This window comes from Priestia megaterium, assembly GCF_041941685.1.
GTDB classification, from domain to species: domain Bacteria; phylum Bacillota; class Bacilli; order Bacillales; family Bacillaceae_H; genus Priestia; species Priestia megaterium_C.
On record NZ_CP130958.1, the window covers coordinates 4,822,163 to 4,840,409 of the forward strand.

21 protein-coding genes, 1 pseudogene and 1 riboswitch are annotated in these 18,247 nt (G+C 39.2%); of the genes and pseudogenes, 3 read left to right on the forward strand and 19 right to left on the reverse strand.

The features are described 5' to 3' along the window. Nucleotides 1-208 precede the first annotated feature (208 nt). The 12 genes and pseudogenes from Q5794_RS25605 to Q5794_RS25660 form a co-directional block, all read right to left on the reverse strand. Nucleotides 209-574 carry a carboxymuconolactone decarboxylase family protein gene (locus Q5794_RS25605; protein ID WP_013059648.1) on the reverse strand — a complete coding sequence of 122 codons (366 nt, stop codon included), beginning with the start codon at nt 572-574 and terminating at the stop codon, nt 209-211. A 122-nt stretch (nt 575-696) separates the two neighbouring features. Continuing rightward, nucleotides 697-1,533 carry a MetQ/NlpA family ABC transporter substrate-binding protein gene (locus Q5794_RS25610; RefSeq protein WP_215054772.1) on the reverse strand — a complete coding sequence of 279 codons (837 nt, stop codon included), beginning with the start codon at nt 1,531-1,533 and terminating at the stop codon, nt 697-699. A 17-nt stretch (nt 1,534-1,550) separates the two neighbouring features. Beyond that, entirely contained in the window at nt 1,551-2,219 is a 669-nt protein-coding gene (locus Q5794_RS25615) for a methionine ABC transporter permease (RefSeq protein ID WP_013085342.1), read from the reverse strand. Continuing rightward, nucleotides 2,212-3,237 (reverse strand): methionine ABC transporter ATP-binding protein, encoded by a 1,026-nt coding sequence (locus Q5794_RS25620; protein ID WP_013059651.1) that lies wholly within the window; start codon nt 3,235-3,237, stop codon nt 2,212-2,214. Before Q5794_RS25620 ends, Q5794_RS25615 begins: the two co-directional genes overlap by 8 nt. A 131-nt stretch (nt 3,238-3,368) precedes the next feature. Next, nucleotides 3,369-3,476, reverse strand: a riboswitch (SAM riboswitch). 179 nt (nt 3,477-3,655) lie between these two features. Next, the gene (locus Q5794_RS25625; protein ID WP_215054773.1) at nt 3,656-3,955 is read right to left on the reverse strand and encodes a thioredoxin family protein; all 300 of its coding nucleotides are present in this window, start codon (nt 3,953-3,955) and stop codon (nt 3,656-3,658) included. A 14-nt stretch (nt 3,956-3,969) separates the two neighbouring features. Beyond that, complete coding sequence (locus Q5794_RS25630) at nt 3,970-4,320, reverse strand: toprim domain-containing protein (protein WP_025752660.1); 351 nt, start codon at nt 4,318-4,320, stop codon at nt 3,970-3,972. A gap of 181 nt (nt 4,321-4,501) precedes the next feature. After that, a complete protein-coding gene (locus Q5794_RS25635) occupies nt 4,502-4,747 on the reverse strand; it encodes a YusG family protein (protein ID WP_013059654.1) in 246 nt (81 codons plus the stop codon). Between the two features lie 79 nt (nt 4,748-4,826). Beyond that, nucleotides 4,827-5,210 carry a glycine cleavage system protein GcvH gene (gene gcvH / locus Q5794_RS25640; RefSeq protein WP_013059655.1) on the reverse strand — a complete coding sequence of 128 codons (384 nt, stop codon included), beginning with the start codon at nt 5,208-5,210 and terminating at the stop codon, nt 4,827-4,829. A gap of 135 nt (nt 5,211-5,345) precedes the next feature. Next, nucleotides 5,346-5,702 (reverse strand): arsenate reductase family protein, encoded by a 357-nt coding sequence (locus Q5794_RS25645; RefSeq protein ID WP_013059656.1) that lies wholly within the window; start codon nt 5,700-5,702, stop codon nt 5,346-5,348. A 116-nt stretch (nt 5,703-5,818) separates the two neighbouring features. Continuing rightward, nucleotides 5,819-7,604 (reverse strand): annotated as a pseudogene (locus Q5794_RS25650) (acyl-CoA dehydrogenase family protein). A gap of 23 nt (nt 7,605-7,627) precedes the next feature. Next, nucleotides 7,628-8,806, reverse strand: a complete 1,179-nt coding sequence (locus Q5794_RS25655) for an acetyl-CoA C-acetyltransferase (protein WP_215054775.1) — start codon at nt 8,804-8,806, stop codon at nt 7,628-7,630. Nucleotides 8,807-8,817: 11 nt separating this feature from the next. Further along, nucleotides 8,818-11,199: a 3-hydroxyacyl-CoA dehydrogenase/enoyl-CoA hydratase family protein gene (locus tag Q5794_RS25660; protein WP_215054920.1), complete on the reverse strand. Its 2,382-nt coding sequence runs from the start codon at nt 11,197-11,199 to the stop codon at nt 8,818-8,820. A 184-nt stretch (nt 11,200-11,383) separates the two neighbouring features. Between Q5794_RS25660 and Q5794_RS25665 the strand changes: the two genes are divergently transcribed. Then, nucleotides 11,384-11,533 carry a YuzL family protein gene (locus tag Q5794_RS25665; RefSeq protein WP_013059660.1) on the forward strand — a complete coding sequence of 50 codons (150 nt, stop codon included), beginning with the start codon at nt 11,384-11,386 and terminating at the stop codon, nt 11,531-11,533. Nucleotides 11,534-11,612: 79 nt separating this feature from the next. On the opposite strand, the gene Q5794_RS25670 is transcribed toward Q5794_RS25665, so the two are convergent. The 6 genes from Q5794_RS25670 to Q5794_RS25695 all read right to left on the reverse strand — a co-directional run bounded on the left by Q5794_RS25670 (nt 11,613) and on the right by Q5794_RS25695 (nt 16,618). Next, a complete protein-coding gene (locus Q5794_RS25670) occupies nt 11,613-12,530 on the reverse strand; it encodes a proline dehydrogenase family protein (protein WP_374988539.1) in 918 nt (305 codons plus the stop codon). Nucleotides 12,531-12,703: 173 nt separating this feature from the next. Continuing rightward, nucleotides 12,704-12,961, reverse strand: coding sequence for a YusU family protein (locus Q5794_RS25675; RefSeq protein WP_374988540.1), 258 nt, complete (start codon nt 12,959-12,961; stop codon nt 12,704-12,706). Then, nucleotides 12,954-13,724, reverse strand: coding sequence for an IucA/IucC family C-terminal-domain containing protein (locus tag Q5794_RS25680; protein WP_164796678.1), 771 nt, complete (start codon nt 13,722-13,724; stop codon nt 12,954-12,956). The genes Q5794_RS25675 and Q5794_RS25680 overlap by 8 nt, the downstream gene beginning before the upstream one ends. Then, nucleotides 13,714-14,541, reverse strand: coding sequence for an ABC transporter ATP-binding protein (locus Q5794_RS25685; protein ID WP_374988541.1), 828 nt, complete (start codon nt 14,539-14,541; stop codon nt 13,714-13,716). Before Q5794_RS25685 ends, Q5794_RS25680 begins: the two co-directional genes overlap by 11 nt. Nucleotides 14,542-14,567: 26 nt before the next feature. Next, the gene (locus Q5794_RS25690) at nt 14,568-15,617 is read right to left on the reverse strand and encodes an iron ABC transporter permease (RefSeq protein WP_192997142.1); all 1,050 of its coding nucleotides are present in this window, start codon (nt 15,615-15,617) and stop codon (nt 14,568-14,570) included. Next, the gene (locus tag Q5794_RS25695; protein ID WP_075421568.1) at nt 15,614-16,618 is read right to left on the reverse strand and encodes an iron ABC transporter permease; all 1,005 of its coding nucleotides are present in this window, start codon (nt 16,616-16,618) and stop codon (nt 15,614-15,616) included. The genes Q5794_RS25690 and Q5794_RS25695 overlap by 4 nt, the downstream gene beginning before the upstream one ends. A 179-nt stretch (nt 16,619-16,797) precedes the next feature. Here Q5794_RS25695 and Q5794_RS25700 point away from each other — a divergent pair, with 179 nt between their 5' ends. After that, complete coding sequence (locus Q5794_RS25700; protein ID WP_311591136.1) at nt 16,798-17,787, forward strand: iron-siderophore ABC transporter substrate-binding protein; 990 nt, start codon at nt 16,798-16,800, stop codon at nt 17,785-17,787. Nucleotides 17,788-17,894: 107 nt separating this feature from the next. After that, entirely contained in the window at nt 17,895-18,068 is a 174-nt protein-coding gene (locus tag Q5794_RS25705; RefSeq protein ID WP_013085357.1) for a YozQ family protein, read from the forward strand. A 33-nt stretch (nt 18,069-18,101) separates the two neighbouring features. Here Q5794_RS25705 and Q5794_RS25710 read toward each other — a convergent pair whose 3' ends face one another. Continuing rightward, complete coding sequence (locus Q5794_RS25710; protein WP_014457868.1) at nt 18,102-18,239, reverse strand: hypothetical protein; 138 nt, start codon at nt 18,237-18,239, stop codon at nt 18,102-18,104. Nucleotides 18,240-18,247 lie beyond the last annotated feature (8 nt).

Below are 18,247 nucleotides of genomic sequence, written 5' to 3' on the forward strand. Positions count from 1 at the left end.
AAAAAACGATATACCTATATCTTTTTAATTATTCTCATTTTATTCTCATTACAATCTTATAACAAATGAAAACTTATAGCAACCTTTTGACCCAAAAGGTTTTAATCCATTATGTACGTTTTTCAAGACTAAATCCACTCATAAAAAAGTTGCCTTAAAAGACTCCATAGAGCCTTCTAAGACAAGCTTTTTTACCCGCTTTATTTACTTAGTGCGTGTGGCTAGTCAGTTCTGAAATACACTCTTGGACAAGCGTAACGGACTGACTCATCGCTGCGCCTCCGCCAAATGCAGCTGACACTCCGCATGCTTCTAAAATTTCTTGCTCAGTTGCACCTTGATCAATGCAGCCTTTTGTATGATAAATCATACAGTACTCGTCTTGAGCTACTACGCTGATTCCTAACGCGATTAACTGCTTTTCTTTTTTAGAAAGAGAACCTTCTCCAAAACATGCTTCAGTAAACGCATTAAACGTTTTTGTTACTTCCGGCAATTTTTCGCTAAATTTCCCAACACCCATTTTATAATCATGAAGTGCTTGCTCAGTTGAATGACGTGCTTCTTGCTGCATAACGTCAGCTCCCATCATCAGTAAAGTTTTCACGGTTAGTATGCGTGAGAAAAATAAGAGTTATTCGTTTTCCCGCATACAAAAAAAGCACTTGCTCATAGTGGGCAAGCGCTTTTCTTCTATTATTTATTTACCGGCAGTACTCCGCCTTTGTATTTTTCTTTAATGTAGTCTTGAATTTCTTTAGAGTGAAGAACTTTCACTAAAGCTTTCACCGTATCTTTATTTTCGTCGCCTTTGTGAACCGTAATGATGTTTGCATAAGGGTTATTGTCTTTGCTTTCCACTGCGATTGGATCTTTTACTGGATCTAAACCAGCATCGATAGCATAGTTAGCATTGATAACAACAGCGTCACCTTCATTATTTTTGTACATCTGAGGTAGCAATCCGCCTTCAACATCGGCTTTAAATTTTAAATTCTTCGGGTTTTCTACGATATCTTTAATTTGTGCATCTGTTTTCTTTACGCCTGGTTTTAATTTGATTACGCCGGCTTTTTCAAAAATCGATAAAATACGTCCTTGCTCTGCTACTGCATCACGCATAATAACTGTGCCGTTTTTCGGAAGATCTTTTAAGCTTTTGTATTTTTTAGAGTAGATACCGATTGGTTCAATGTGAATAGCACCGGCACTTACAAAATCATACCCTTTTTCACCCTTGTGATCTTTTAGCACTGAATTCATATAAGGAACGTGCTGGAAGTAGTTTGCATCAATTTCATTGTTTGCAAGAGCTGTGTTCGGTAAGATGTAGTCTTGGAATTTTTTAATTTCTAAGTCAATTCCTTGTTTTTCTAAAATCGGTTTTGCTTGTTCTAAAATTTCAGCATGAGGCGTATTAGAGGCACCCACAACAATTTTCTTTTCATCTTTTGATCCATTGTTAGATCCACACGCAGCTAATCCTACTATTAGCGCAGATGTTAATGCTAAAGCCGAAAGCCATTTTTTCATAATAAATAATCCTCCCTTTATCTTTTATCAATTTTTGCAGTAATCGCATCTCCAATAAGTTGAATAATAAATACAATAATCAAAATTAAGATCGTAGCAGCTAGCGTTACATCGTTATGACTGCGCTGGAATCCTTCTAAATATGCAAGATTACCAAGACCTCCAGCTCCAATCACACCCGCCATTGCCGTATAGCCGACTAACGCGATCGTCGTTACCGTCAAACCAGAAATTAAAGCTGGCAGCGATTCAGGTAACAGCACTTTAAAGATAATAGTGCTTGTTGTTGCTCCCATTGATTTAGCAGCTTCAATAACACCTTTATCAATTTCGCGCAGACCAATTTCTACAAGACGCGCATAAAATGGTGCTGCTCCAACAATTAAAGCAGGTAACGCTGCATTAGCGCCTAAAATACTTCCTACCAACGCTTTGGTAAATGGAATCAGTAAAACAATTAAAATAATGAATGGAATGGAACGAAAGATATTTACGACCGCTGACACAATGGCATATAAAGGTTTGTTTTGCCAAAGCTGTCCTTTGGACGTTAAAAATAAAAGCAAGCCCAATAAAATACCTAGAACAAACGTGGCTATAACTGAAATAGCCGTCATATATAGTGTTTCATTTGTCGCTTGAATAAAATCATCTAAAATAACGTTTGGAAATAGTTTCTCAAGCATTTGTCATTACCTCCACTTCTACCTGCTGCTCATGAATGTATGCAATGACTTTTTCAACTTCTGTTAATTCTCCGTCTAAATGAACGAACAACGTTCCGTATGAACCTGTTTGTGTATGAGAAATCTTTCCTTGCAAAATATTAATCGTTACATCAAACTGTTTTAAAATCGTTGTAATGAGGGGTTGCTCTGCTTTTCCGCCAACAAACGTCAGCTGAATAATTTGCCCGCTTGGATATAACTCCTGTACTTGTTCAATTGTTTCAAACGTTTCTTCTGGTTCAGAAATTTGTTGAACGAATCGCTTTGTAATCGGCTGCTTAGGTTTTCTGAATACCTCTAGCACTTGTCCTTCTTCTACCACTGCCCCATTTTCCATAACGGCTACTCGATGACAAATTTTACGAATAACGTGCATTTCATGAGTAATCAATACAATGGTTAACCCTAGCTTCTCATTAATATCTACTAACAGATCTAAAATGGAATCTGTCGTTTGAGGATCAAGCGCTGATGTTGCTTCATCACACAGCAATACTTTTGGGTTATTGGCTAGCGCTCTAGCAATACCAACACGCTGCTTTTGTCCACCGCTAAGCTGTGATGGATAAGCATTTTCACGTCCTTCAAGCCCGACTAGCTTGATAAGCTCGTCTACTCGTTTCATTCTTTTTTCTTTTGAGATCCCTGCTATTTCTAACGGAAAGGCAATATTTTCTCGCACCGTACGCGACCACAAGATATTAAAGTGCTGAAATACCATACTAATTTCTTGTCTAGCTTTTCTGAGTTTTCCGCCTTTAATTTTTCCAATATCATTACCTGCTACTTCGACCGTTCCTGTCGTTGGTGTTTCTAACCCGTTTAGCAAGCGAATTAAAGAACTTTTCCCCGCTCCGCTATAACCAATAATTCCGTAAATTTCACCTTGGTTAACGGTTAGATTCACATTATCAACAGCTGTTACTTGACCGCTTTTAGCCTGATAAATTTTTGTAACGTCTGTTAATGTAATCATATTTCTTCACCTTCTTTAGTAAAAACTTAATTATGTTAGGTTGCCCTATAGGATGAAAAAGCCGTAAAACAATTTTCCCCATTAAAAAAGCCTCTCTGCGCATGACAGAAAGGCTCGATATTTAATCCTTTCTCTCATCTTTCAAAGCGCATAGCTTTGCAGGAATTGGCACCATTTCAGTTAGTCTGACGGTTGCCGGGTTTCACAGGGCTCAGTCCCTCCACCTCTCTTGATAAGAGTTCGCAACAATTATTTTGTTTTTGGAAATATTCATTCATTTATGAACATTCATGAGTGTGATTTTAGCATGTGTCAGATAGGCTGTCAACAGATTTTACTCTTGGGATAATATCCCAAGATTTCAACAGCCCCAACGGTTTGCTCTCTTTCAATTTCTTCATTTTAAACAAACGTTTGATTATCGAAGCTTTTCAAGTACGTGCTCGATGGAATGAAACGCATAGAGTTTTTTTACCATTTCGCCATTTTCCACTTCAATCAAACAAGGTACACTTTCAATTGAAAATACTTCTGCTTTTGAAGGCATATAATTTAAATTGCTCATTCCGATGGTCACATCGGGCAGCATCGCTTCTGCTACGGTTAACATTTTTTTTGCCAGCTGACATGTCCCGCAAAAAGGCGTATGGAAAAAGATAAACGCTCTTTGTCCTTCTTTTAACTGATCGTCAAGCTGTTTTTCGCTCCATTCTTGCATGTTGCTCATTCCTTTTATGTTAAAAATTCTGCATTAACATCGATATTGGCACTCAGTAATACTGTTGCTATGTGATGTCTAGGGGCGGCAGCAACTTCTCGGTACATTTTATCAATATATAGATGCTCTGCTTCCGGAAGCTCTCGTTTAAATTGTTTTCTTAGCTTATTCCCTGAATCATCAGAGTCAACGAGTATGTATACCTCTTTGTTAAACGTACAGTCAATAATTTCATCCAGCTTTGATAAACTAATCGTACCGTTTGTACAGATAATTTCAATTGGTTCTCGAATGATATCTTGAATACGTTTTTTATCTGATTTTCCTTCGACAATAATTACTTTTTCGATTTCAATTAGCCCCATTTTCATCACCCATAATCGTCAGTTGTATAGTAACATCATTTCTTTATGCTATACAATATTCGTTAATGTATCACAGTTCACCTGTTTTTTAAAAGAAATTTGCAAGAAAGAACTGTTTTAAAAGGCAGCCTAGGCCATATTGTTTCCATAAAACAAGAAAAACAGCGGCAGTTGCCACTGTTTAGCACCATCCTGCTTCTTCGTCGCAGTCTGTATATTTTTGCGTTTCACCTTGTTTTTGTACATCCGTATATTGGTAGAACTTATTATTTTCTTGCGAATACCCTTCTTCAAAGCGGTATTCATTGCCGCTTGTTCCGTAACTAACTTCACCAATTGGCTGCTTATCAACATATAATTTCATACCGCCGTCATGAAATTTAGCTGTAACGCGATCTGTAACGTCCATTTTTTGTTTTTCAAACATAAAAAGACACTCCTTTAGCTTGTTTACTAATAGAGTGTCCAGTCAAAAACTTTTCATAAAGACAATTTATGGAGGAATATTATCCTTCGTTTGTCATTTCTTCGTATTGCTCTGCTGTCATTAGCTTGTCTACTTGAGAAGCATCAGATGGTTTGATTGTAATCATCCATGCTTCTTCGTATGGAGATTCATTAACAAGTTCAGGGCTATCGCTTAAGTTGTCGTTTACTGCTACAACTTCACCGCTAATTGGTGCGTAAAGCTCAGAAACTGTTTTTACTGATTCAACGCTGCCAAACGGCTCGTCAGCTTCTACTGTTGCTCCTACTTCTGGCAGTTCAACGAATACGATGTCGCCAAGCTCAGCTTGAGCGAAATGCGTAATACCTACGCGGACAACGTCTCCTTCTGTTTTTACCCATTCATGCTCTTCAGAATAACGCAAATCTTTTGGTGTACTCATCTTAATCCCTCCAAAATATGTATCGTAATTTGTTTATATAAAAAGCGCCTTCAACGTGGAGAACACTTTCTACAACCTAAAATAACTTCCTATTAACAGTGTAACGTAAAAGGTAAAAATTTTCTATTTGAAAACTCACTTCCACACGTCTTCAAACTGCTCTTCTTTGAAACCAAGCGTTACTTTTTGTCCATCTGTTAGCAGCGGACGCTTAATTAACATACCATCTGACGCAAGGATAGACAGAAGCTCGTCTTCACTTGCACTGCTTACTTTATCTTTAAGCCCTAATTCGCGATATTTTTTACCGCTTGTATTAAAGAATTTTTTTAATTCTAAGCCGCTGTTCTGATAATAAGACTGCAGCTGCTCTTTTGTTGGCGGGTTTTCTACAATATGAATTTCTTCATACGCTACTCCGTTATCATCCAGCCACTTCTTTGCTTTTCGGCACGTACCACACTTTGGATATGAATAAAAAAATAATGACATTTAGTCAACCACCCTTTATTTTAAGCTTTTTTCGTATTTTAACACATCCTTTATCATTTACCTAGATAGAGGCTTCTTAAACAAAAAAGGAGCTCGCAAAACGAGCTCCTTTTTCCTTAAACTTTGAACTTCTCTACTTCTAGAAGTGTTTTTGCGATCTCGCGCTTTACGCTAATCACATTAATTGGTGTATAGCGAGTTAACTTGCGAAGAGACGAAAGCATGACTCTAAGCATATCACCTTGTTCAACGCCAATTAACGTTTCTTTTGCATCTGCTTCGATTCGATTAAATGCTTCTTGGCAGAATACTTGTGTATATTTTAATTTTAAACTGTTTTGATCTGCTCCTGTTTTGGAAATGGCTTTTTCAGTACGCAAAACAGTGGATTCCATTGCATATACGTTACTAATCATATCGGAAATATTAACGAGAATTTCTTGTTCTTTCTCTAATTCTTTACCGTATTTCTGTGCAGCTAGGCCTAAAAGCAAGAGCGCAATTTTCTTCCCATTTTGCACAAGCATTTTTTCTTGATCTAACGGCTCATTCCCTACTTCCTGTGGCATAAGCATCATCAATTCTTCTTGAAGCGTTTGTGCTTTTTGAAGCAGCGGAAGCTCTCCTTTTAGCGCTTTGCGTAAATACGTGCCTGGTACTAAGAGACGATTAATTTCATTTGTTCCTTCAAAAATACGGTTAATGCGGGAGTCACGATACAGGCGCTCGATTTCATACTCACTCATAAAACCATAGCCTCCGTGAAGCTGGACGCCTTCATCTACGATGTAGTCAAGAGATTCCGTTGCAAACACTTTATTTAATGAGCATTCAATAGCATATTCAGCAATGGAAGCCGCAATTTGTTTTCCGTCTTTTTGCTGTTCTTCTGAAAGCTGGCCCATATGGTCTTCAAAAAGTCCTACCGTACGATAGACAGAGCTTTCAGTTGCGTACAATTTAGAAGCCATTGTTGCTAACTTTTCTTGGGTTAATGAAAATTTAGCAATGGGCGTTTTAAACTGCTGACGCTGGTTAACATATTGAGATGTAATTTCTAACGCACGTTTACCTGCTCCAACTGCTCCAACTCCAAGCTTATAGCGCCCAATATTTAAAATGTTAAACGCAATCACATGGCCTTTTCCAATTTCACCTAACACGTTTTCTTTTGGAACAAGCGCATCTTCAAGAATCAATGTTCTTGTTGATGAACTCTTGATTCCCATCTTCTTCTCTTCCGGTCCAACCGAAACGCCTGGGAATTCGCGTTCAACGATAAAAGCAGAAAATTTATCGCCGTCGATTTTCGCATACACTACGAACACATCAGCAAATCCGGCATTCGTAATCCACTGCTTTTCTCCATTTAACACATAGTGTGTGCCTTCGGCGTTAAGGCGAGCTGTTGTGCGAGCACCGAGGGCATCGGAACCAGAACCAGGTTCTGTTAACGCATATGCTGCTATTTTTTTCCCCAACTGCTAAAGCAGGTAAATATGCTTGTTTTTGCTCTTCTGTTCCAAATAAGACGATTGGCAATGACCCAATTCCTACGTGAGCACCATGAGTGATGGAAAATCCGCCTGCTCGAGACATTTTTTCAGCAATTAAAGCCGAGGTAATTTTATCTAAACCGAGTCCACCGTATTCTTCCGGTACATCTGCACCAAGTAACCCTAATTCACCAGCTTGTTTTAATAACTTTACAGAACGGTCAAACTCATGCTTTTCTAAATATTCCACTTGTGGAAGGACTTCATTTTCTACAAATTCATCTGTCGTTTTGGCAATCATCTTTTGTTCAGATGTATAATCCTCCGGCGTGTAGACGCGGCTTGCATCGCCTTCTTCAATTAAAAAGCTTCCACCTTTAATCATTTGTTTTGTTTTATTTGACATGTTCATATCCCCCTTTGAAATGATTATGCTAACAATTCAAATACACCAGCAGCTCCCATTCCTCCGCCAATACACATCGTGACAATTCCAAACTGTTCATTTCGACGCTGCATTTCGTGCATTAAGCTAAGAGTCAGCTTAGCTCCGGTACAGCCTAATGGATGACCTAAGGCAATAGCGCCTCCGTTTACATTTACTTTATCTTCATTAATATTTAATTCACGAATAACGCCAAGTGCTTGAGAAGCAAATGCTTCATTTAATTCAAACAATCCGATATCAGAAAGCTCCAGCCCTGCTAGTTTAAGAGCTTTAGGGATGGCAGCTACCGGGCCAATCCCCATTACTTCAGGCGGAACTCCTCCAACTGCAAATGAGCGAAACTTAAGCAAAGGCTTTAACCCTTCTGCTTCAGCTTGTTCTTTATCCATTAGAAAAACGGATGCAGCTCCGTCACTTGTCTGCGAAGAGTTTCCAGCTGTTACGGATCCTTTAACCGAAAAAGCTGGACGAAGTTTCCCTAATACATCCGCAGTTGTGCCAGGACGAACTCCTTCATCTTGAGAGAACATCAGCTTTTGTTCACAGAGCTTATTGTTTTCATCCACTTTTCGAAGCGTCACTTCCACCGGAACAATTTCGTCGTTAAACTTCCCCTCTTGAAGTGCTTTTGCTGCTTTTTGATGGCTGCGTACAGCAAACGCGTCCTGGTCTTCACGCGAAATGCCGTATTTCATGGCCACTTGTTCTGCTGTATGTCCCATGCCCATATAATACTCCGGCGCATTTTCAACCAGCTGAACATTCGGACGCGCTACGTTTCCAAACATCGGAACAAAACTCATTGATTCTGCTCCTCCAGCTAACACTGCTTTGGCTTGCCCTAGCATAATTCGTTCTGCACCATAGGCAATACTTTGCAAACCTGATGAACAATAACGATTAATCGTTATTGCTGGCACCGTATAAGGCAAACCCGCAAGAGCGCCAATATTTCGAGCCATATTCAAACCTTGTTCTGCTTCAGGCATCGCACAACCAATAATTAAATCATCAATTGGTCCTTCGTATCCTCCTGCTCGGCGAAGAGTTTCTTTAACCGCAATGGCTCCCAAATCATCAGGTCTAACACTTGCCAGTGAACCTTTTTTTGCTTTTCCAACCGGTGTCCTAGCACCTGCTACAATAACTGCTTCTCTCATTTTTTCTCCCCTTAATTACGCAGTGGTTTTCCTTTAACTAACATGTGCTGCATACGTTCTTGAGACTTCGCTTCTCCAACAAGGCTTAAAAAGGCTTCTCTCTCTAAGTCCAGCAAATACTCTTCATCAACTTCCGAACCAAACGCTACACGTCCTCCGGCTAACACAAATGCTAACTTACTAGCAATTTTATAATCATGTTCTGATATATATCCTGAATACTTCATGGATTGAGCTCCTAGCAGCAACGTTGCATATCCTGTTTCTCCAACCACGGGAATCTTAGTTCTTACAGGTGGTTTATAGCCCGTGTCATGTAAAGCAAGGACTGAGTTCTTCGCATCATTCAGCAAGTGATCTCCGTTTACGCTGATGCCATCATGGCGGTTTAAAAAGTTTAGCTGTCTAGCTTCTGCAGCAGAAGTAGATACTTTTGCAGTAGCAATTGTTTCAAATGTTTTATTGGCAATTTGCTGAAGATCGAGCGTTACACCGTTAGGTAAACCATTTAGCTGTTTTATATAAAGCTCCTTATTACCTCCTCCACCAGGAATGAGTCCGACTCCTACTTCTACAAGGCCCATGTAAGTTTCAGCAGAAGCTTGGATTTTAGCTGACGGTAAGCAAATTTCTGCTCCGCCTCCAAGAGTCATTGCAAATGGAGCTGCAACAACCGGCTTTTCATTATATTTCACCTTCATCATTGCCTGTTGAAATTGTTTAATAACAAATTCAATTTCAAAATAATTGTCATCTTGTGCTTCCATTAAAATCATAGCTAAGTTAGCGCCAACGCAGAAATTTTTCCCTTGATTTCCTATGACCAGCCCTTTATAGTTCTTATTCACTTCTTCAAGAGACTGATTTAATAAGCTAATAATATCTAGCCCGATTGCATTGTTAGGAGAGGTGAACTGCAGGCACGCCACATCATCTCCTAAATCAATTAAACTCGCTCCGCTGTTTTCTAAAATGACATTATTTTGAGAACGTAAAGATGACAGGTGAATCACCTTTTTATTTTCTTTTACTGCTTTATACTCATCATCTTCGTAGTAAAGCGTTTGACCTTCCATTTCTTTATAGAAGCTTGTAAATCCATTTTCCTGCATTTGTTTTACCCATTGCGGAACTGCTAAACCAGACTGCTCCATCTTCTCAATTGACTTTTCTAAACCAATTGCATCCCACGTCTCAAAAGGACCCATTTTCCAGCCAAATCCCCACTTCATAGCTTGATCAATGGCCACGATATCGTCAGCGATTTCATTTTTTAACTGTGCTGCATATACAAGAACGGGACTGATCACATTCCAAAGAAGCTGGCCGGCACGATCACCAGAATATATAAGCGCTTTCATTTTATTTTGCAGCCCTTTTGCCTGCTTGCTTAATTCGGTAGAAGCTGTTTTTAACTTCTTTCGCTCGACGTATTGAAGTGTACTAGGATCAAGTTCCAAAATTTCCTTTCCTTTCTTCAAAAAGAAGCCTTGCCCCGACTTGCTTCCCAGCCAGCCGTTTTCCTGCATTTGTTTCATAAATAAAGGGACATCGAACACTTCTTTTTCTTTGCCTTCTACTTTGTCAAATACATTGTTGGCCACATGAATAAATGTGTCTAGTCCCACTACGTCTAGTGTTCGAAACGTTGCGCTTTTTGGTCTTCCAATTAAGGGGCCCGTCACAGAGTCAACTTCTCCCACGCTGTAATTACCTTTTAACATTTCTTGAACGGTCACAAGTAAACCGTACGTACCGATACGGTTGGCGATAAAGTTAGGCGTATCTTTTGCAATAACTACTCCTTTACCTAATACATCTTCACCAAACGTTTTCATATATTCAACAATTTCTGATTTTGTGTCATGAGTTGGAATGATTTCTAATAACTTTAAATAACGCGGTGGATTAAAAAAGTGCGTTCCTAAAAAATGCGCTTTAAAATCTTCTGAGCGTCCTTTAGCCATTTCGTGGATCGATATTCCTGAAGTATTTGAACTTACAATACTTCCTTTTTTTCGTACACTGTCAATTCTTTCAAACAACTGCTGTTTAATATCAAGACGTTCCACTACTACTTCAATAATCCAATCACAGTCGCTTAACTGCTGTAAATGATCTTCAAGATTTCCTGGCGTAATTAACGATAGTGACGACTTAAACGTTAAAGGCGCCGGTTTTTGCTTCGTTAATTTAGCTAGAGCAGTTGTACTCAACCGATTTCTCACTTGCCTATCTTCAAGCGTTAGCTGTTTTTTTTCCTCGTCTGCTGTTAGTGAAGTTGGAACCACGTCTAGCAAAAGCGTTGGAATTCCTACATTTGCTAAATGAGCTGCAATTCCAGAGCCCATAACTCCTGAACCTAAAACGGCGGCTTTTTTTATGTTCATAATTATCCCCACATCCCCTTTAATATATTGAATGAATGGTCATTCATTTTATGCGTAAAAAAAGAGAGTCACTGTTAATCTCTGTTTTTACTATAAAACATTTTTTAAATTTTCGCAATATATTCACAATATTATCTCTAACTATTTTTAATGTGTTTGGTTATCTTAATACACAGGAGGTGATTTTGTGAGCAAATTAAAGAAGGATCCATCGTCAGCAGGCGTAAGCGCAGCAAGCGTTAAAGGAAATGCTGGACCGGTCAATGAACCGCACGGACGCGGCAAAAAGACATCTCAAAACCAACAGTACACAAAGCATAACACTCAAGGACATTAACCTCAAAATCGAACATGAGTAATCGAATCATGTTCGATTTTTGATTATTTCTTACTTTATCATCACGACCATTTCATTATTATTTTTTTACAATTCCTTTTAAGACAAATGCGACATTTGCAGGTCTTTCTGCAAGGCGCCTCATAAAGTACCCATACCAGTCCGTTCCATAAGGAACGTACACTCTCATTTTATATTGTTCTGCTACGAGCTGAACTTGCCTTTCTGATCGAATGCCGTATAGCATCTGAAATTCAAACTGATCGATTGAAATTCCATGCTTTTTAACAAACTCTTTTGCATACTGAATGATTCGTTCATCGTGAGTAGCAACTGCTGTGTAGTGACCGTTTAATAAGTGGAGTCCAATTATGTTTTTGAAGTTTTCGTCTACGTCTTCTTTATCAGGAAACGCCACGTCTGCTGCTTCTTTGTACGCCCCTTTCACTAACCTTAATTTAGGAGCATAAACATCTAATTCACGGACGTCACTTTCTGTTCGATATAAGTATGCTTGAAGCACCGTCCCTACGTGTTCATACTCATTTTTTAATTGTTTAAATAGCTTAATCGTCTTGCTGCATCGCTTATAGTCCTCCATATCAATCGTCACAAATACGCTATATTTTTCCGCTTCTTCAAGAATACGCCGCATATGATGAAGTGCCAAATCCTCTGAAATATCCAGTCCCATAGACGTTAATTTCAAAGAAATTTCTGAATCTAATCTTTCTTTGTGTATAAGGTGAATGGCCTTTATGCATTGAGCTGCGGCATGATCAACTTCAGCTTCACTTTCCACAAACTCGCCAAGATAATCAATTGTTACTTTTAATCCCTGTTCATTTAGCTTTTTTATCACACTAACAGCTTCATCGATGGTTTCCCCTGCAACAAAACGTGCTGCTCCAAAACGTAAGCCATAGCGCTTAGCCAGCTTTGTTAACTTTTTGCTTTTTGATAACAATAAAAAAAAGTTTCTTATCGTTTGTTCCAAAGCAACCCCCCGCCTTCACTTGTCATACACCTCACAAAATTTATTTAATTATCATTAATTTTACCATTTTTTAAACTAGATAGGCACCCTTTATTAACATATGCATACAAAATCAAAAAGCGACCGAGAGCTTTTGGATAAAAAAACATCCATCAGCTTTGTGATGAATGTTTTTATTCCGGTTTTCGCTGTGACACTCGATGCGCTTCATTCAGCTCTTTTATTTCCTTCACAATCTCGACCATTTCCGCTTTTGCTTCTGGATATAATTGATTCCAATGCTTTGTTAAAGGCGGCATGGATTTTGAGATATGGTTGTAAAGTGCCCACATTTTCACTTTTTCCTGCAGCTGTTCATCACTTTGACCAACCATTAGTTCCGTATACTTTTCAATCAAACCGTCGAATTGCTCTTGAAAGGTTTTACTCATGCACAATCACTCCTTTCTTTGGTTTACAAATAACCGGACACGTTCGACAATAAGTCTTTTTATCTCCTGTTTGGTAAGACAAACAGCACGTTTGCCGACCTCTTATCTCCTGCTTTTGCTTCTCTACATATGGAGGAGGTGAACTGTACCTAGCAAACGGATTATGATGGTATGAACCAAAGTGATGACCCTCAGCTTCTTCCAACACGTATCGTAAATTCTTTTGTACTTGCACATTTTCTATTTCTTCATTTGCCAAAAGCAAATCATAAAGCCAGTGGATATAAACAGCTACGTTTTCCCACAGCGTCAGCTTCGAGATTTTTGTCACTTTACGCAGCGATGACCATATCGGCTCAATGTGATGAGCAAACAATTCATCAAGAAGTTCATCAAGAAGAATTTTCCGATTGTCCTCTGTTACTTCTTTCGTCTCAATTTCTGAGATAAACACTTTTGGGAGCCACATCGTTTCAGCGTCTTCTGTATGCAACGAAACATTTTTAGTCGATGCATTTATCTTTTTTTGAAACACAATAAATGAATACAAAGCCGCCACCACAACAAAGCTATACCGCTTCGCTAACATGGAAGCAGCTGCTCTCAAGTTATCAGCCTCCATCGTCTGTTGAATCCACAGCAGCTGCATCCTCAGCGTGCTTTCGTCCATGCAGCTGGAGGGAGACAACCTATACAGCGAGTTATCTTTAAACGTACAGCGGAATTTTTCTGCTAACTCGCTTTGCTCTTTCTTATTGAGCATGCTGCGTTTCAACGCGCAGCTTATTCACAATACATCGTCCGCGCCCATGAGGAATACAAAGAGGCGTTCCAAATAACGGATCCACCGTCACTTCACAGTTCATATTAAAGACTCGCTGTACTAAATCGCAGTTAATGACTTCTTCTGGTCTTCCCTGTGCATAGATTTTTTTATCTTGAAGCGCCACAATATGATGAGCATAGCGGCAGGCTAAGTTTAAATCATGCAGCACCATTACGATGGTACGATTTTCTTTTTCATTCAGTTCAAACAACAAGTCCAAGATCTCAATTTGATGCGTCATATCTAAATACGTTGTCGGTTCATCAAGTAAAATAATATCCGTATCTTGTGCTAGTGTCATGGCAATCCATGCGCGCTGACGCTGTCCTCCAGAAAGCGAATCAACTTGACGATCAGCCAAGTCTGCTAACCCTGTTGCTTCGAGTGCATTTTGTACTTTTTCTTCATCTTCTTGAGACCACTGACGGAACCAATTTTGATACGGATAGCGCCCTTGTTTAACAAGCTGAAGCACTGTCAGCCCTTCAGGTGTAACAGGACCTTGCGGAAGGATTGCTAGCTGCTTTGCAATTTCCTTTGTCGGAAGAGAGGAAATTTTAGAGCCTTCTAGTAAAATAGAGCCGGCATGTGGCTTTAATAATCTTGCTAGTGAACGCAGCAGCGTAGATTTTCCGCATCCATTACTGCCGATAAAAACCGTAATCTCACCCTTTGGGATGGTAACGTCAAGCTCATCTATAATCATCGCTTCTCCATATGATAATGTTAGCGATTTTGTTTCTAACGAATGCATGCGAATCGCTCCTTCTACAAAGAATGCTATACGTTTCTTTGTTTGTATAGTAAATAAATGAAGTACGGTGCGCCAATTGCAGCTGTAAATACACCTGCTGGCACTTCGATTGGCAAGAAAAATGTTCGGCCAATTAAATCTGCTGCTGTGATTAAAATCGCTCCGATTAGTGCCGATAGCGGTATTAAAGCTCCGAATGAAGAACCTACCAGCTTTCGGGCAATATGTGGAGCAAGCAATCCTACAAAGCTAATTCCGCCGGCAAATGCAACGGCGCTTCCTGTTAAAGCTGTACTCATAAGTAATAGTGCCAATCGATTTTTTTGAACGCGACTTCCAACGTTAGTCGCAATTTCTTCACCTAATTCTTGAACATTTAAATTTCGAATCATTAAAATCGTGATTATAACCAACCCTATTGTAACAGGAACTAGTATGGAAACACTGGCCCAGTTTGAGCCATACACCGTTCCTGTAATCCAAATATTTGCCTGGCTGGCGCGGTAGATAGGACCCATAATCATAAACAGCGTGGTCATAGCTTTCGTTAACGCTGTTAACCCAATTCCTATTAATACTAGTGTAATAGGAGAGACGCCATTTTTCCAGGCAAACACATAAAGTAAAAGCGCCACTGCCACTGCACCTAAAAATGCGCTAACAGGCATCCAATTAATACTTACGGTTAACGAGTTGCTTTTATCACTAAATAGTGTCAAAAATAACACCACACCGACTGAAGCTCCTCCTGTTAATCCGATTAAGTCTGGTGAAGCAAGCGGATTTCTCACAAGCCCCTGCAAGATAGCGCCCGCAATCGCTAGACAAATACCGGCACAAATGGCAACGATAATGCGCGGCAGTCTAAAGGATGTAACAACTAACCGTTCAAACTCTAATCCATGACCCGCTAAAATGTTAATCACCCGAAATGGATTGATAAATAAGTCACCCGTACCTGCACTTAACAAAAAAAGTGCAACAAGTGCAGCTGAAAATCCGGTAATGATCAAAGCTGCTTTTATGTTAACTAAAAATGAAATCCGCTTTAAGCGAAGAGATAAGTATGTTTTCATGACGCCTTCGCCCCTTTCCTCGCCAAATAGATAAAGAAAGGTGTACCAATAACAGCAGTCATGACTCCAACAGGGATTTCTTGCGGCATAATGACATATCTGGCCGCAACATCAGCTAATAAAATTAAAATGCCGCCGACAACCGCACTATAGGGAAATACCCAGCGATAATCTTGTCCTACAATTGCTCTTACAACGTGAGGAACAATGATTCCTACAAAACTAATCGGACCGGCTACTGCAACGGCTCCACCAGCTAAGATAGCAATAATGATGCCGCTTATAATTTTGACAAGCGCTGTTCTTTGACCTAATCCTTTGGCTACATCTTCACCAATCGTTAAGATATTAATTTTTGAAGCAATAAAAAAAGTGATAATTATTGCTGGCACTATATATGGTAGTATGCCATACAGCATTTCTACCTTGCGTCCTTGCACAGACCCAGCCAGCCAAAAGAGAACTTGATCAAGCGAAGATTCATCCACAGCCAGCAGTCCTTGTGTTAAAGAAGAGAAAAAGGCTGCAATAGCCGCTCCTGCGAGCGTCAATTTAATAGGCGTTAATCCTTCTTTTCCGATGGACCCAAGAAAATAGACAACCACTACGGTTAATGCCGCTCCTATAAATGCAATCCATGTAAAAGCTTGAAGTGAATTGACCGAAAAAATCATCACTGCAACAACAATAAAAAAGCTGGCCCCAGCGTTCACACCAATAATATCTGGTGAAGCAAGTGGGTTTTTCGTTAACGCCTGCATCATTGCTCCTGCAATTCCTAAACAAATACCTACCACAGCACCGATTATAGCGCGCGGCAATCGAATATTTTGAATAACTATGTGCTCATTCGAACCGTTAAACGCTTGAAAAGCTTCAAATGCTGTCTTGATACTTGTATCTGTGTATCCGAGTACGATACTTAATCCAATACAGATTAAAAGCAGCATGATTCCAATGATGAGCCCCATTACTTTCATTTGAACACTGCGTAGCATCATTTTCATTGCTCTCCTCTAAGATGATTCCTATATATATCTAACCTTTAGTTTAGGAAACATTGAAAAAAGTGTCAATGATTTTGAGAATCATTTTCAATTTTTAATTGACACCGCTTAAAAGTTAGAATATTATCTTAATTGTTAATGAAAATCATTATCACTTAAGAGGGGGAAAAGATGTGAATACATATTCTAAAGGCAAGTTGTCATATTTGTTATCCATTCTTACCATTATGACACTGCTTGTGCTGGCAGCCTGCGGTAATTCAAACAGCGCTGACGATGATAAAAAAGAAAAAACTGAGGGTTCTGGCGAAACTTATACAGTAAAACACGCAATGGATAAAACAGATATTAAAGGAACACCTAAACGGGTTGTCGTTTTAACAAACGAAGGTACTGAAGCTCTTCTTGCAATGGGTGTAAAGCCTGTGGGTGCTGTTCAATCGTGGTTAGGAAATCCGTGGTACGACCATATTAAAGGTCAGATGAAAGGCGTTAAAAGTGTAGGTACAGAAAGCGAGCCAAGCTTAGAAGCAATCGCTGCTTTAAAGCCTGACTTGATTATCGGAAATAAAATGCGCCAAGAAAAAGTATACGATCAGCTTAGTCAAATTGCTCCGACTGTATTTTCTGAAGAGCTACGCGGAGACTGGAAATCAAACTTTAAGCTATATGCAAAAGCTGTAAATAAAGAAGAAAAAGGTGAAGAAGTATTAGCTGACTATGACAATCGCGTAGCAGATTTAAAGAAACGTCTTGGTGATCAGTTAAAACAAAAAATCTCCGTCGTACGCTTTACAGCTGGAGACGTTCGTATCTATCATAAAGATTCGTTCTCAGGTGTTATTTTAGATCAGCTTGGATTTGCTCGTCCTGAATCTCAAGAAAAAGATGATTTAGCTGAAATGAATGCAACAAAAGAACGCATTCCCGCAATGGACGGTGATCAGCTATTCTACTTCTCCTATGAAACGGGAGACGGTGAAGCAACAAAGCTTGAAAAAGAATGGATAAACGATCCCCTCTTTAAAAAGTTAAAAGTAGCTCAAGAAGACCATGTTCATAAAGTAGATGATGCTACTTGGAACACAGCAGGCGGTATATTAGCAGCTAATATCGTACTTGATGATATTGAAAAAATCTTCTTAGATAAAAAAGAGCAATAATATGCCAAAAGAGCTTCGATTTATCGAAGCTCTTTTTACATGTATAAAGTATTCTCTTTCATCGCACACTAACCGTGGTCTCACTTTATTAAATAGGAGTGGTGAAAATGAATTCAAAAAAACAGCCTAAAAAGCAGCCTGATACAAATGAAATGGCTGACCGTCAGTTCGAAACGGAAGATTATAACCGACAAGATGCACTCTCACAAGGTCTAGCAGAAACACATGAGCAAGTAAGCGACGCCTATCAAGAAGGATCATTTGAAGATACAGATCGTTAATAAAAAAAGAGCTGACTCTAAGTCAGCTCTTTTTTATTTTGAATGCTGCCATGCCGTTTTAGGCAATGACATGGACATCCACTGCTGGCGCTTTGATTTATCAATCGTTACTTTCTTTGCTTTAATTCCTTGTTGAATCAGCTGTTTCATTAGTTTATCAATTGACTTCATCGCTATTC